13 protein-coding genes are annotated in these 13,805 nt (G+C 38.3%); 8 read left to right on the top strand and 5 right to left on the bottom strand.

Annotated features, from left to right (window positions below; genetic code table 11):
• Nucleotides 1–85: 85 nt before the first annotated feature.
• Nucleotides 86–502 (top strand): outer membrane protein assembly factor BamE, encoded by a 417-nt coding sequence (locus ACZ5QH_RS17740; RefSeq protein WP_004717738.1) that lies wholly within the window; start codon nucleotides 86–88, stop codon nucleotides 500–502.
• A 173-nt stretch (nucleotides 503–675) separates the two neighbouring features.
• Here the strand turns inward: ACZ5QH_RS17740 and ACZ5QH_RS17735 are convergent, their stop codons facing one another.
• Together ACZ5QH_RS17735 and ACZ5QH_RS17730 are read right to left on the bottom strand one after the other, a co-directional pair.
• Nucleotides 676–1,737: an alpha/beta hydrolase gene (locus ACZ5QH_RS17735; protein ID WP_303577522.1), complete on the bottom strand. Its 1,062-nt coding sequence runs from the start codon at nucleotides 1,735–1,737 to the stop codon at nucleotides 676–678.
• Nucleotides 1,738–2,175: 438 nt separating this feature from the next.
• Nucleotides 2,176–2,985 (bottom strand): IclR family transcriptional regulator domain-containing protein, encoded by an 810-nt coding sequence (locus ACZ5QH_RS17730; RefSeq protein WP_056513343.1) that lies wholly within the window; start codon nucleotides 2,983–2,985, stop codon nucleotides 2,176–2,178.
• Between the two features lie 137 nt (nucleotides 2,986–3,122).
• Between ACZ5QH_RS17730 and pobA the strand changes: the two genes are divergently transcribed.
• From pobA to ACZ5QH_RS17705, 5 genes are all read left to right on the top strand, one after another.
• A complete protein-coding gene (pobA, locus tag ACZ5QH_RS17725) occupies nucleotides 3,123–4,355 on the top strand; it encodes a 4-hydroxybenzoate 3-monooxygenase (RefSeq protein ID WP_303577521.1) in 1,233 nt (410 codons plus the stop codon).
• Between the two features lie 216 nt (nucleotides 4,356–4,571).
• Nucleotides 4,572–5,138, top strand: coding sequence for a hypothetical protein (locus tag ACZ5QH_RS17720; protein ID WP_303577520.1), 567 nt, complete (start codon nucleotides 4,572–4,574; stop codon nucleotides 5,136–5,138).
• A 129-nt stretch (nucleotides 5,139–5,267) separates the two neighbouring features.
• The gene (locus ACZ5QH_RS17715; protein ID WP_303577519.1) at nucleotides 5,268–5,726 is read left to right on the top strand and encodes a hypothetical protein; all 459 of its coding nucleotides are present in this window, start codon (nucleotides 5,268–5,270) and stop codon (nucleotides 5,724–5,726) included.
• A gap of 129 nt (nucleotides 5,727–5,855) precedes the next feature.
• Entirely contained in the window at nucleotides 5,856–6,320 is a 465-nt protein-coding gene (locus ACZ5QH_RS17710; RefSeq protein ID WP_303577518.1) for a hypothetical protein, read from the top strand.
• A 213-nt stretch (nucleotides 6,321–6,533) separates the two neighbouring features.
• Nucleotides 6,534–7,214 (top strand): GntR family transcriptional regulator, encoded by a 681-nt coding sequence (locus ACZ5QH_RS17705; RefSeq protein WP_004717728.1) that lies wholly within the window; start codon nucleotides 6,534–6,536, stop codon nucleotides 7,212–7,214.
• Nucleotides 7,215–7,279: 65 nt separating this feature from the next.
• On the opposite strand, the gene ACZ5QH_RS17700 is transcribed toward ACZ5QH_RS17705, so the two are convergent.
• Both ACZ5QH_RS17700 and ACZ5QH_RS17695 read right to left on the bottom strand, forming a co-directional pair.
• The gene (locus tag ACZ5QH_RS17700) at nucleotides 7,280–8,224 is read right to left on the bottom strand and encodes a PDR/VanB family oxidoreductase (protein ID WP_303577517.1); all 945 of its coding nucleotides are present in this window, start codon (nucleotides 8,222–8,224) and stop codon (nucleotides 7,280–7,282) included.
• Nucleotides 8,225–8,236: 12 nt separating this feature from the next.
• On the bottom strand, nucleotides 8,237–9,313 hold the full coding sequence (locus ACZ5QH_RS17695; protein WP_303577516.1) for an aromatic ring-hydroxylating dioxygenase subunit alpha: 1,077 nt from the start codon (nucleotides 9,311–9,313) through the stop codon (nucleotides 8,237–8,239).
• Between the two features lie 647 nt (nucleotides 9,314–9,960).
• Between ACZ5QH_RS17695 and ACZ5QH_RS17690 the strand changes: the two genes are divergently transcribed.
• Together ACZ5QH_RS17690 and ACZ5QH_RS17685 are read left to right on the top strand one after the other, a co-directional pair.
• Nucleotides 9,961–11,307: an MFS transporter gene (locus ACZ5QH_RS17690; RefSeq protein WP_303577515.1), complete on the top strand. Its 1,347-nt coding sequence runs from the start codon at nucleotides 9,961–9,963 to the stop codon at nucleotides 11,305–11,307.
• Between the two features lie 31 nt (nucleotides 11,308–11,338).
• Nucleotides 11,339–12,622: an OprD family outer membrane porin gene (locus ACZ5QH_RS17685; protein WP_303577514.1), complete on the top strand. Its 1,284-nt coding sequence runs from the start codon at nucleotides 11,339–11,341 to the stop codon at nucleotides 12,620–12,622.
• A gap of 225 nt (nucleotides 12,623–12,847) precedes the next feature.
• Here ACZ5QH_RS17685 and dsdC read toward each other — a convergent pair whose 3' ends face one another.
• On the bottom strand, nucleotides 12,848–13,768 hold the full coding sequence (gene dsdC / locus ACZ5QH_RS17680) for a DNA-binding transcriptional regulator DsdC (protein WP_303577513.1): 921 nt from the start codon (nucleotides 13,766–13,768) through the stop codon (nucleotides 12,848–12,850).
• Between the last annotated feature and the right edge of the window lie 37 nt (nucleotides 13,769–13,805).

Raw genomic sequence — 13,805 nt, 5'->3', positions numbered from 1 at the left:
CATTTTAGCCATGTAAACAGTGTCTTAGCTTACCATTTTTTGGATTCAAATTAACGAGAACAAGAATTTATGCGAGAGTCGACATATGAAAAATTTATTAATATTGAGTTTAATTGCCGTAACATTGAGTGCTTGTGCCACAGGAACCATTATTTCTAAAGAGGGTAAAACCGAGCAAGCGAAATGGCACAAGGTGGATGATGTCATTTTAAATAAAAAAGCGGGAACATTCCCAAATGTACAGAACTTGAATCAAGTCAGAGCAGGAATGACCAAAGATCAACTTTACGCGCTGATTGGTCGACCTCAATATGAGGATGGCTGGAGAGCTAGAGAATGGAATTATTTGTTCCATTTCACGACTGCAGACCGTACCAATGACACTATTACAACCTGTCAGTTTAAAATTTTATTTGACCAAGAAAAGATCGCTAGAAGCTTTTACTGGAATCCAATACAGCCTAAAGATGGCCTCTGTCCTCCCTCTCTTGAATTAAAGTAACAATCAGTGAGTAGATGGTTGAAGGCTTTAAAATTGTATACTTTAAGCATTTAATTTTTTGCGTGTATGAAATTCATACCCAAACTACAGTGTGTAAAGAGAAAACCCGCATCGATGTGAACACTTTAAATAAGCAGTCACATCGATGCGGCACATTTAAATCATATACGTTTTTATGATGATGTTTTAACACGCCATTGAGGATAGATCGAAAGGATATAGTCCTGAAATTGTTGTATTACTTTTGGATTGTTTGAACGTTTTAAATAGTCTAAAACACGATCTAAATAAGCCTCACTGGGTTGTATCTCAAAGCCTAAATTTTGACTTAATTGAGCATAATGTTGTTTTATAAGATTGGGATTTTCTGGGATCGCTTTAATATTGACTCGCATACCTTCAAAAATATAACGTAAACCATCAAGATTACCTTTGATTGGTACAGTACCGTGATCTTCACCCTCATACTGGACATATTTATAGTTCAGTTGAGTAAAAGGCTGTTGACTTAAATATTGATTGAACTTTTTGATACCCTTGTAATGGTTGTCTAAACTGTCTGTATTTTCACTGGCACCAACTTGGGTTAAAAATAAAGTTTTATGCTGAAAATCTTGATTGTTCGCTTCCTTAAAACGTTTCAACATGATCTCATCATCCCACCAAATACTAGGGTCATGGACAATATAGGCTTGGATATTTTGTTGACCATTGAGCATATGATTGAGTGCGGTAATACCTCCGAAAGAATGACCAATCAATATATTTAACCCATTCGTACGATATTTTTTCTCAATATCAGGCATGAGCTCAGATTCTAAAAATTTAAAAAATGCGACATTTCCACCAGTTTCACCTTCAATTACACGTCCTTCATTAATTTCAGGCTTTTGCTTGGTTGGGGTTAAGTCTCGAGCACGCTCTGTATTGACGATGCCCACAACGACCATTTCAGGAATCGAGGGATAAGGTGACTTCGATAATTTCTCGACAATTCCTGTCAAATAATGAAAGTTACTTTCGCTATCTAATAGATAAATCACAGGATATTTTTGCTTGGGATATTTGCCATATGTAGCAGGGAGATAGATCTGTAATGGTCTTTTTTCATTTAAAATAGCGGAAGATATGTTTTGCGTTTCTCCAATGCGAATGCTGTTATCGGCAAAAGTATGTATTGAGATTTGCATGATCAACACGCCTAGCGCCAAGTAGAGAGAAGTTTTCTTCAACATGAAAAATGACCTATTCGATAACAGTGATGTGATTACGCCTGTTGAGAAAATTATTAATTGCTCAAGTATGGGTACTGATGATTTACAAATAAAAAAAGTTTAAATTCAGTTCAGGCTTTGTTGCTGGCTGGCAGAGCTTTTAGCAGAAACAGGTGTTTTGCAGCATCTGTTTGTATTTTTATAACTGACCAAAGTCATAGAGTTGAGTACACGATTTGCTATTGGCTGAATAAGAATAGATTGGATCATAAAATTGATTTTTATAAATATGCGAATAATAATTATTATCTTTTAAGCTGGTGGTAAAAATCAATATGGATCTTTATGTTTTATAAATTTATATTGTTTTGCGCTGTCATGAACAAGTTAAAAATTATGCGTTTAAAAAAATTAGCCTTTAAGCACTATGGCTCCAATCAAAATTTCTTCAACGTATTTTTAAACCATACTCCTTAACTCATAGGCTGTATTTCTCAGTAAAGGCAAAACTTGCTGAATCAGCTGTTCTTCAGTGACACGATGTGTTTGTGCAATACAATTTAACGCAGCGACGGCTTTGCCTTGTGCATTTAATACTGGAACTGCAATCGCAATAACCCCTAATTCATGTTGTTCTTTTGATAGACAATAATCTTGTTTTTGAATTTCTGCCAATACTTGATAAAACTGGACTTCATCTTGAATGGTATAAGCGGTGAGGCGTTTCAAACTATATTTATTTACCCAGTGTTTTTGTTCTTCTAAATTTAATGCTGCCAATAAAACCTTGCCTGTTGAGGTTGCATGTGCAGGCAAACGATTGCCCAAATGCATCCCATACGGGCTGAGGCGTAAATTATCGTGTTGAGGTAAGTAGCTTCGCGCAATCGGAACGACTTCATGTTCATCTAAAACCACCAGCGAAAAAGTCAGGCTGGTTTGTGCGCTTAACAGATTGAGAATAGGTTGCACAACTTTAGGCAGATGAGCCGAGCTTAAATAGGAGCTCGATAAGCGTAATACTTTGTGAGTTAACCAAAAGTAGTGATCATCAGTTTCTAAATAACCTAAATATTTTAAAGTTCGTAAATATCTTCGTGCCGCTGTACGGCTCAATCCTGTGCGCTCTGCAATTTGAGTCGAATTGAGTTTTTGACGATCAACCCCAAAGGCTTCAAGCAAGCTTAGTCCTTTGGCGAGTCCAGCAATGTAATCATCTTGCTTAATGGTTTCACCTGAAACTTCGTTCTCAATTAAATCGTATCTCATCGTTCATCCATTCCCGATTATAATTTTATGGCCGATATACGGTCATTGTTGCCACTATACGGCGATTATCCAGTTTTCACCATATCAAAAAGAGATCAAAAAAATTAATTTAATGGTCAGGATATGGAGAAAATGTTATGGAAAATTTAACCACACAAGTGGCGATTATTGGTTCAGGCCCAGCTGGGCTATTGCTTGGACAACTGTTGTTTAAAGCAGGTATCTCCCACGTGATCATTGAGCAACGCAGTGCTGAATATGTAGCTGCACGTATTCGAGCAGGGATACTTGAACAAGTATCGGTAGATTTATTGAAGCAAGCGGGTGTGGATGAAAATCTAAACAAGTTTGGCTTAGCGCATGATGGTATTGAAATTTTAACCAATGGCTTAAAGCATCGTGTGGATTTATCTGAGTTAACTCAGGGTAAGCAAGTTACGGTTTACGGACAAACGGAAGTCACAAAAGATTTAATGCATGCACGTGAAGCGGCAGGTTTGTGCACTTATTATGAAGCTGAGAATGTACAAATTCATGATTTTGAGCAAAAACCGTATGTTCGCTTTCAGCAAAATGGTCAATCGTACCAGCTTAGATGTGATTTTATTGCAGGCTGTGATGGCTATCATGGGGTCTGTCGTGCAAGCGTGCCACAAGATAAAATCAAAACTTTTGAAAAGATTTATCCATTCGGTTGGTTAGGTGTGCTTGCAGATGTTCCACCTGTTTCAGATGAATTGATCTATGTGCAGTCAGAACGTGGTTTTGCTTTATGTAGTATGCGTTCAAAAACCCGTAGCCGATATTATTTACAAGTTCCTGTGACGGATCATGTTGATGAGTGGTCTGACCAACGATTTTGGGATGAGTTAAAAAATCGCCTTGATGAAGAAACTCGTAAAAATTTGGTTACAGGCACTTCTATTGAAAAAAGTATTGCACCTTTACGCAGTTTTGTGACAGAGCCAATGCGATTTGGGAAACTATTTTTAGCAGGAGATGCGGCACATATCGTTCCACCGACAGGGGCAAAGGGTTTAAATTTAGCTGCATCTGATATCGCTTATTTGTCAAATGCCTTAATTGAATTATATCTCAATGGTTCAGAACAAGGCATCGAGGAATATTCTGAAAAATGCTTAAAACGTGTGTGGAAAGCAGAACGTTTTTCATGGTGGATGACGCATTTACTACATCGTTTTGAAACGGAAAGTGAGTTTGATCATAAAATTAAGCAGGCTGAATTGAGTTATATTTTAGATTCACATGCGGGTTTAACCACATTGGCTGAAAACTATGTGGGTTTACCTTATGAAATAAAAACATTTAATGAGGTGCAGGGTAGTCGCTCTGACTTGCTTAGTCATTAATTTTTGAAAAATAGAAAGTTACCTATTTTGAGCAAGGTTTTAAATCTTAATTAAATATAGGTGGCTTTCTTTTTCTTTTTTATACAAACAACCAAACCAACGTACACAAAGTTGGTTTATTTAATTCAGGTAGTGGGCCTAACTGGTCATAGTAGAATAAGCCTTGTATCCTAGCTGGTATCCTTTGCATCTTATTGAACTCAAGGGGACGCCAAAATGAAAAGATCAAATATAACAAGAAAACCTTTACCCAGTAGCGTTTTAGTAAATCTTGAAGCTGAAGAAAAAGTGAAGAAGCAGACTAGGTATCCAAAAAAACTAGAGAATCTGCTATTTCTCATCTTGGTTGGCATATTAACATCTGGATGTTCTGAAAAGATGTTTCAACCACCACCACCTGATTTTTTAGAATGGATTGCTCCAAACAGTAGTATTGTTGATGTTAAGAAAAAGCTGCTTGAGTGTGGTATGCCTGAACCCTCTGGTAAGAGTCCTGAATATCAGCAACTTGGTAGGAATGCACAAGTATCAATTTCGCTTTGCATGGTAAATGCGGGCTTTAGTGACAAGGACGAATATCCATTATGCAAATATGAAAAGGATAGAGTTTTACCCGTTTGCGCTTCTGGGGCAGAAATACCTACTCCTGATATTAACAGAAGATTGAATAGCCACTATTGCAGAACAAAATCGAATTATCAATATTGCAAACAAAACGCACGATTTCCTGAATTGTGCGATAAAAATGATTATGTAAACCCACGCCCAGAATGTCTTCCTTAAAGCATGCTGTTATGAGTATTCGCTATTAAAATTAAAATGGTTAAGATACTTAATACTTTCTTGTGATTACGTGGTTTAGTACGGATGGGGGAAGACAGGGATAATTAAAATTAAGGGAAGGACTGCTTAATGAGAAATCTACTTTTTCTAGCTTTGGCCAGCATATTGGTATCTGGATGTTCTGAAAAGATGTTTCAACCCCCACCACCATCATTTAAAGCATGGTCGAAACAAGGTGTAGAGCTTATTGAGGTAAAAAAGAAACTGCTGGAATGTGGTTTTGACACTCCATCAGGCTTTTTGAGCTCTCGAACCTATGATGATCTAGTGTTTGCTTCATTTTGCATGGAGGCTGCAGGCTATAAGGCGCTAGGTGGACCAGCCAGATGGTGCCATAATCATCCGGACAAGAATTTAGCAGTGTGTGCTCCAGGGGGAGAAATACCCACTCCTGATATTAATAGGAGATTGAATAGTGAATATTGCAAAACAAGCACGAACTATCAATATTGTAAGCTGAATGCACGGCATCCAGATGCTTGTGATCTGGAAGACTATAATAATCCACGACCAGAATGTCTTCCTTAAAGTATGCTGTTATGAATATTCGCGATTAAAATTAAAATAGTTAGGAGACTTAATACTTTCTTGTGATTACGTGGTTTAGTGCGGATGGGGGAAGACAGGGATAATTAAAATTAAAGGAAGGACTGCTTAATGAGAAATCTATTTTTTCTAGCCTCGATTGGCATATTAACATCTGGATGTTCTGAAAAGATGTTTCAACCACCACCACCTGATTTTTTAGAATGGATTGCTCCAAACAGTAGTATTGTTGATGTTAAGAAAAAGCTACTTGAGTGTGGTATGCCTGAACCCTCTGGTAAGAGTCGCGCATATCAGCAACTTGATAGGAATGCGCAGGTATCCATTTCGCTTTGCATGGTACATGCGGGCTTTCGTGACAAGGACGAATATCCATTATGTAAATACGAAAAGGATAGAGTTTTACCCGTTTGCGCTTCTGGGGCAGAAATACCCACTCCTGATATTCACAGGAGATTGAATAGTGAATATTGCAAAACAAGCACGAATTACCAATATTGTAAGCTGAATGCACGACATCCAGATGCTTGTGATCTGGAAGACTATAATCATCCACGCCCAGAATGTCTTCCTTAAAGCAGGATATCAGCATGATCAAATAAGTAGACTTTTGACCTTATCTAGTGGCTGTGTCATAAAGAATGGACATATTTGTGGACCTCAAACGCCAAAAATTGATCAGGCTTTTATGAAGCTTTAAACCAAATAGATTCAAATCGAAAATTTGTTTTCATTTTATAGATGAACTTGTTAGCATCAAAGGGTATTTTTGATAGCGTGTGACAGTGAATGTCTTCAGGTCAACAAGTTTTAATTAAACTTAGAAAAATGATTATTGCTGGGGAGCTAGAGGGCGGTGCCAGAGTGGCAGAGATCCCAACGGCTGAGTTGCTTGGGGTGTCCAGACAGCCTGTGCGTATGGCATTTCGTTTGCTTGAGCAAGAAGGCTTGCTGATTAAAAATCCAACTCGAGGTTATACGGTTCGAGAAATTTCAGAAAAACTGATCAATGACGCACTTGAAGTACGTGGCATCCTTGAAGGACTGGCAGCTAAAACCATTGCAGAACAAGGTCTGACGGAAGAACAGAAAAAAACACTACAAAATTGCATTGTCGAAACTGAAAAACTTTTTGATGGAAAAACTGAGTTTGGTGATCATGAACTGGAACGTTACCATCACTTTAATGTGATTTTTCACGATACTATTATTCAAGGCGCGCAAAATGTTGCATTGATCCAAGCCTTAGCCAAAAACAATCAATTGCCCATGGCCTCGGCCCAAGCCATTACCTATGACCAAACTCAAGCACTTTCAGAATATCGTCGCTTACATTATGCCCATCTACAACACTGTTCAATTTACGATGCTTTAATGCATAGACAAGCTGGACGTGCTGAAACATTGATGCGGGAACATAGTAGTGTTGTGGTTTTGGGCGAGACCTTAAGAAACGTGTTGTCTCAATAAAACCGAAAAGAAATATCAACAGACCCTAAGCAGCTCTTTTAATCGAATCAAAGGGCTGTTTTTCATTAGAATTCAATCAGCAAATTTGTAGATTTTGCTCGAGAACAGCAGGGGGTAAACTGGTTATTTAATGCATGTTCTTCGTCAGTCATAAATACATCACGGTGATCTGGAATTCCTGCAAGCACACGCGTGATACAGGTTCCGCAAATACCTTGTTCACAAGAAACAGGGACATCAAAACCGTTCTCAATTAAGGCTTGGGTTGCTGTTTGATGAGGCTGTACTTCGATTCGACGGTCACTGCCTTTGATTTCAATGGTAAACGCCGCATTGTTAGATGCCTCTGACTTTTGTGCGACAAAGTGTTCTTGATGTAGCTGCTCTGTCTGCCAGCCCATGTGTTGAGCTGACTCCATCACAAATGCCATAAAACCTGCTGGCCCACAAACATATAAATGTCTATCGGATGAATTCTGCTCCAAGACGGACGACATATCACATTGAGTTTCTGGTTGATCTTGAATATGAAAATGAATCTGACCTGCAAAGTGTTCGGTTAAATTTCCATAGAAAGCAATCATTTCATGACTACGTACAAAATAATGCAATTCAAATGGTATCCGCTGAGCTTTAAGCCGATATGCCATTGAAAGAATCGGGGTAATGCCGATACCACCTGCAAATAAGACTGCCTTTTGGGTATGATGATGAATTTCAAATAAGTTACGTGGTGCGCCAATACGTAATTGATCACCTTCACGGTACTCGCTATGCATGCAACGAGAACCCCCTCTGGAATGCTCATCATGCAAAACACCAATCACATAACGATGTTTTTCACTACAACAGTTTGAAAGTGAGTATTGGCGGGTTAAGCCATTTTTGAGATGTACATCAATATGCGCGCCTGCCTCAAAGCTTGGAAGGGCAGAACCATTGCTTGAAATCAATTCAAAGGCTCGAATTGATGGAGTAAGCTGGTGAATTTTACCAATAATAACGTCCATGTGTATTCTCCTTTAAATCACCCGAATATTTGGAAACTTATGTTTTGTTGTTTCAGGCGTGAGCGTACTTTCTTGTGCCAGTAATCGGTCAATCACTTTACGTGACTGTACGCCACCAGCATCGATATTCAGCATCAGTAACTGGCGATGGGGATTTCGTAAAATATTTTGTTGCTGTTGTTCCAGCATTTCTAAATCTTCGGTAAAGATTTTGCCTTGACCTTCGCGGATGAGATCAGTGAGGGTCGGGTTATCTTGTTGGAAATTACGTGCCATTCCCCAAAAATACCAATGTGAGGTTTCTGTTTCAGGGCTAATAAAATCAACCACAATCGATGACACTTTTTTATCTTTAGGGGCATGATATCCGCCATATCCTGCATGAGCGACACCCACTTCAATGTGTACGTTACTTGGTGCAACGAAGTGGCAGCGTTGCCAACGATCTACGGCAACATCATCTGCTAAGTTATTACAACGAAGTGCCATTTGCCAAAATGGGGGAGCGATGACATTTTCGATATAACGCTCAGTAATGACATGATCACCATCGACCTTGGTGACAGGAAGGGCTTCATCAATTTCTTTTTGCCCGATACTGCTCGAATGAACATAGGTTTCATGGGTCAGATCCATAAGATTATCGACCATCAAACGATAATCACAATGGATATGGAATAAACCACCGCCATAGCTCCACTCAGGATGATCTGCCCATTCTAGTGTTGGGAGTTTGGACTCATCAGCCAAAGTTTGATCTCCAGGCCAAACCCAAATAAAGCCAAACTTTTCTATGGCTGCATAGGCTTTATTGCAGGGGAAACCGTTTACACGTTGAGCTGGCATAGAAATGGTTTTTCCCTCGCATCCCATGACTAAACCATGATAACCACAAACTAAATTGCCATCTTCTACATAGCCTAATGATAATGGGGCGCCACGATGTGGACAAAAATCTTCAACAGCAGCGACTTTATTTTCTTTGCCGCGATAGAAAACAATTTTTTCACCACAGATGGTGCGACCAAGCGGCTTGTCTTGGATATCTTCAGGATAGCAAGCAACATACCATGCATTTTTTATAAACATTTGTGATGACTCCTTATCACTTATTGGATCCAATTTATATCAACGCAAGTAAACGGTCAATCGATAAAATGATCATTTTTGATCATTGAAGTCTTTGATTTAGGCTCGTTTGTTTTGTGTTTATCGGTATTTTACTGTTTTTATTTAAAAAATATCTCTACGATATTTATGTGGTTATTTGTGCTTTTATTTATATTTTGGATCCAATTTATATTTTTGTTGAATACCTATCACGTTGCGAAAACTGAAATATTTAAAAATAAGGGGGTGGGCTTTTTTAATATCCTCAATAAGGTCACTGACTTAGAAGAGGTTAAATGAACTAAATGGATCCATTTTAATGTAATTTTCAAATATGTATATCCGTTTTTAATTCTTTTAATTTAAATATATTGAGTTAAATCATATATTTTATGGGTTTTAATCTAACTTTGTAAATATTTTTTAATAATACTATTGATTTTTTGGATCCAATTAATCAAGATGAAATAGAGCAGGACGCTCCAAAAAAATATTCTTGTTCAAAAACGAGTTTTAAAAATTAAATTATTCCTCTAGGTAATTATGGATACGGATATGCATAACCACCCAACGACGCAGCACAGCAATGTCGTGTGTATATCCTATCCAGATTGGGAGATATACAAATGGAAAGAGATGTGCTTGGTGAGATAAGTCAAAATAAGATGAGCCGCTATCAATGGTTTGTGATTTTGATTTGTGTTTTCCTTAATATTATTGATGGTTTTGATGTCATGGTCATGGCATTTACTGCACCTTCAGTTTCAGCGGATTGGTCGCTTTCTGGTGCTCAAATCGGTTTGTTATTAAGTGCTGGTCTATTTGGTATGGCTGCTGGTTCGATTTTTCTGGCACCACTTGCCGATAAAATTGGTCGCCGTTTACTGATCTTAATTTGTTTGGTGATTGCTGGAATCAGCATGCTGGCATGTGCTTTTGTCGATAGTCATAGCATGTTGGCCATGCTTCGTTTTGTCACAGGGATTGGGGTTGGCGGTATTCTTGCCAGTAGCAATGTTTTGGCCAGTGAATATGCCAATACGCGCTGGAGAAGTTTTGCGGTAAGTTTAATGTCTACAGGATATGGGATTGGTGCCACACTTGGTGGGATATTGTCACTGACACTGATTGAACATTTAGGCTGGCGCTCGATTTTCCTTGCAGGCGGGATCACAACCATTGCAATGCTGTTGGTGAGTATATGGTTATTGCCTGAGTCCTTAGATTATTTGTTGGCAAAAAGACCACAACAAGCGCTAGCGCGAATGAACTCAGTATTACAGCGTATGGGCTTAAATCATCTAGATGCCTTACCTGATTATGCAAAAAGTGATGCAAAGGGTGGCGGAGATTTTGCCAAATTATTTGGTGGGCAACAGGGCTTTCAAACATTGTGTCTATGGGGTGCTTTCTTTCTCGTAATGTTTGGCTTTTATTTTGTAATGAGTTGGACACCGAAAATTTTAATTTCAATGGGAATGTCGCCTGAACAAGGGGTTACCACAGGTATTTTAATTAGTATTGGTGGGATCTTTGGTGCAGCAATTATTGGTTTGCTGGCATCCCGTATCAAAATCTTCTATGCCTTAAGTCTATTTCTAGGACTAACTGCCGCATGTGTGTTTTTATTCGTGGCTGTCTCGGCCCAAGTGAGCGTGGCATTGATTGTTGGCCTATTACTTGGAACGCTGATTAATGGCTGTATTGCTGGTTTATATTCTATTTCACCTACAATTTACGACGCCGATATTCGTAGTCGTGGCGTAGGCTATGCTATTGGTTTTGGACGTATTGGTGCCATTTTATCACCAACAATTGCAGGCGTTTTTTTAGATAAAGGTATAGCGCCAGCCACGCTTTATGCATATTACGGGGTGGTATTTATTTTGGCAATTGTACTTATTTTAATGTTAGGTAATGCATTTTATCGACATAAAAATGAAGCAGCCTATACGCTTAAAACAACAACTTAATCCTCTAAAAATTAAATAGTTGAGATAAAAAATGAAAAAAACATCTTTGTGGGTGTGGGTATACTTTTGCCCATTATTTAGTGCCCTGGCGCATGCCGATTTAGTGGCAGACAGTAGTGCAGAGCTAACGCTTAGAAATTTTTACTTTGACCGAGACTATAAACAAGATCCATATCCTTATACTGCTGCGCGCGATTGGGCACAAGGTATTATCTTTAATGGTCAATCGGGCTATACCGATGGAACAGTTGGTTTTGGTGTTGATGTATTGGCAATGGCTGGATTTAACTTAATTGGAGATCGAGCCGATGACTATGCACGGAGTAACTTATTACCTGTAAATGCAGATAATTCACGAGATGATTATTATGGGAAAATAGGGCTGACTGCCAAAGCAAAATTTAAGAAAAATGAGCTTTTTGTGGGAGATTTGGTTCCACGATTGCCCACGATTTTTTCTTCACCTGCACGTTTGTTCCCTCAAACTTATCGAGGTGCTCGGTTTGTATCCAATGAAATTCCAAAGTTACAATTGGAAGGTTTTTATGTAGACCAAGTGCGACAGCGTGATTCGATTCATTATAGTGATGTCGGTACGGACAATATCAATCGCCGTTTTGATCAATCAGCAACAACAGATTACTTCTATAGTTTTGGTGGTGCTTATCAACTCAATGATGCGTATCGAATCCGTGCTTATCAGGCTGAACTGCATGATATCTACCAACAGCAATTTTTAGGTTTCAATGGTAAACAGCCTTTAAATGAACAGTTAACTTTTTTAAGCGATGTACGATTTTTCAATAGTCAGGAGGCAGGTAGGCAAAAAATCGGTGATGTAGATAACCAGCATTTAAGTGGATTATTTGGCTTAAATTATCAAAACCATACCCTGTCTTTGGGTTATATGCAGGCCTTTGGTTCGACCGGGTTACCATTTTTATCGGGAACAGAAAGTCCAGTGGTGCTTGATTTTATGAGCTCGGATTATTCCAATAAAGACGAGAAAGTCTATTCACTGCGTTATGAATATGATTTTAAAAATGTAAAATTAGCTGATATTTCTCTCAATGGACTGCGTTTTATGACCCGCTATGCCAAAGGACAAGATATTGATTTACTTAGTTATGGCGATAAACGATTTAAAGAAGAATCGATGGAGCTGGATTTAGCTTATAAAATCCCAGAAGGGAAGTTGAAAGGCTTAGGCATGCGAGCACGTTTTTCTCATTACCGAAATGATATGCCAACCAATATGGTCTTTCACTCAGCCAATGAAACTCGTTTAAATATAGATTATAGCTTTAAGTTCTAAGGGTTCTGTATTACGAAACGGTTCTTTGATTTAAAGAACCGTTTTTTAAATCAGTCTAATGGTGAAGAGAATTTTTATAAAAAATCTATGTTTCGTCAGAGTGCATTGAGGATATCTTTCTGACGATTTTTAAGTATGTGAATATAAACCCATTTAAAGGCAGAAGGTACTCGATTTATAAATGAGTACAGCATTGATTTAATTATGTTTGGTTAGCAAGTCATTTTAGTCCTGACTCATGGTTTGATTTTTGAGCCATAGACTAAAGGCCTCAATTTTTGGCCAGTGGCGATCTTTCAGTGAAGTGATATAGTAATGTTGCTCGCAGAGTAAAAACTGATCAGGGAATGGTGCGATTAGTTCGCCATTTTTAATGGCTTTTTCAACCAATCGTTTTCTCCCCATTGTCACTCCAAGGTTATTTTTGGCAGCAATTGAGGCGAGATCTGATCGATTGAAGTAAAGCGCTGAAGGGGTATCAATATTGATATTAAAATGTGCGGCCCAACTGTCCCATTCCCCCGTTCCAGTCTTATTGCACCATGCATGGCTGTCATGAAGTAAAGTACACTGGTTTAAATTCTGCCAATTGTCTACAAGGTTGAATTTTTCAGCATACTCAGGACTACATACAGGTAAAATATGTTCATCCATTAAGTATTGATAATTCAATTGCGGGCAGGGTTGGTTATCAAAATAAAGTGCTAAATCTATCCCTTCTCGTTGCAAATTAACATTTTCATTGCCAGTCAAAATGGACAATTCAATAAAAGGATAGCGCTGTATAAAGTCAGACAGTTTGGGAACCAACCAATTTTGTGTAATCGATGGCCTAGCATAAATCGTGAGTGGTCCAGATAAAGTTTGATTTTGGATGGCCTTAATTTCAGTATTGAGATGGCCTAAAGAAGACTGCAATGCCCAAAAAATGTGCTTGCCTTCAGCCGTGAGTTCAACTTTACGGTGTAAGCGTAAAAATAGTTTTATATTGAGTTCTTTCTCTAATAAATTGATTTGGTGGCTAACAGCACTAGGTGTTAAACATAACTCTTTTGCCGCTAATGAAAAAGACTCATGCCTTGCAGCTACTTCAAATGTATGAAGTTTAGATAATTGAAAACCTGTTAATGACTTATCTAAGTTCATCACTTTATTGCTCGCTGTCATATATTTTATAATTCAT

The organism is Acinetobacter sp. Ac8 (assembly GCF_055392545.1).
This window is presented reverse-complemented; position numbering and strand designations above follow the sequence as displayed.

Bases quoted from the DNA above. Each gene is read 5' to 3' on its own strand.
- ACZ5QH_RS17690 (WP_303577515.1), top strand. From the start codon at position 9,961: ATGGAAAGAGATGTGCTTGGTGAGATAAGTCAAAATAAGATGAGCCGC.
- ACZ5QH_RS17730 (WP_056513343.1), bottom strand. From the start codon at position 2,985: ATGAGATACGATTTAATTGAGAACGAAGTTTCAGGTGAAACCATTAAG.
- ACZ5QH_RS17740 (WP_004717738.1), top strand. From the start codon at position 86: ATGAAAAATTTATTAATATTGAGTTTAATTGCCGTAACATTGAGTGCT.
- ACZ5QH_RS17720 (WP_303577520.1), top strand. From the start codon at position 4,572: ATGAAAAGATCAAATATAACAAGAAAACCTTTACCCAGTAGCGTTTTA.
- ACZ5QH_RS17715 (WP_303577519.1), top strand. From the start codon at position 5,268: ATGAGAAATCTACTTTTTCTAGCTTTGGCCAGCATATTGGTATCTGGA.
- ACZ5QH_RS17705 (WP_004717728.1), top strand. From the start codon at position 6,534: ATGTCTTCAGGTCAACAAGTTTTAATTAAACTTAGAAAAATGATTATT.
- ACZ5QH_RS17710 (WP_303577518.1), top strand. From the start codon at position 5,856: ATGAGAAATCTATTTTTTCTAGCCTCGATTGGCATATTAACATCTGGA.
- ACZ5QH_RS17685 (WP_303577514.1), top strand. From the start codon at position 11,339: ATGAAAAAAACATCTTTGTGGGTGTGGGTATACTTTTGCCCATTATTT.
- ACZ5QH_RS17700 (WP_303577517.1), bottom strand. From the start codon at position 8,224: ATGGACGTTATTATTGGTAAAATTCACCAGCTTACTCCATCAATTCGA.
- dsdC (WP_303577513.1), bottom strand. From the start codon at position 13,768: ATGAACTTAGATAAGTCATTAACAGGTTTTCAATTATCTAAACTTCAT.
- ACZ5QH_RS17735 (WP_303577522.1), bottom strand. From the start codon at position 1,737: ATGTTGAAGAAAACTTCTCTCTACTTGGCGCTAGGCGTGTTGATCATG.
- pobA (WP_303577521.1), top strand. From the start codon at position 3,123: ATGGAAAATTTAACCACACAAGTGGCGATTATTGGTTCAGGCCCAGCT.
- ACZ5QH_RS17695 (WP_303577516.1), bottom strand. From the start codon at position 9,313: ATGTTTATAAAAAATGCATGGTATGTTGCTTGCTATCCTGAAGATATC.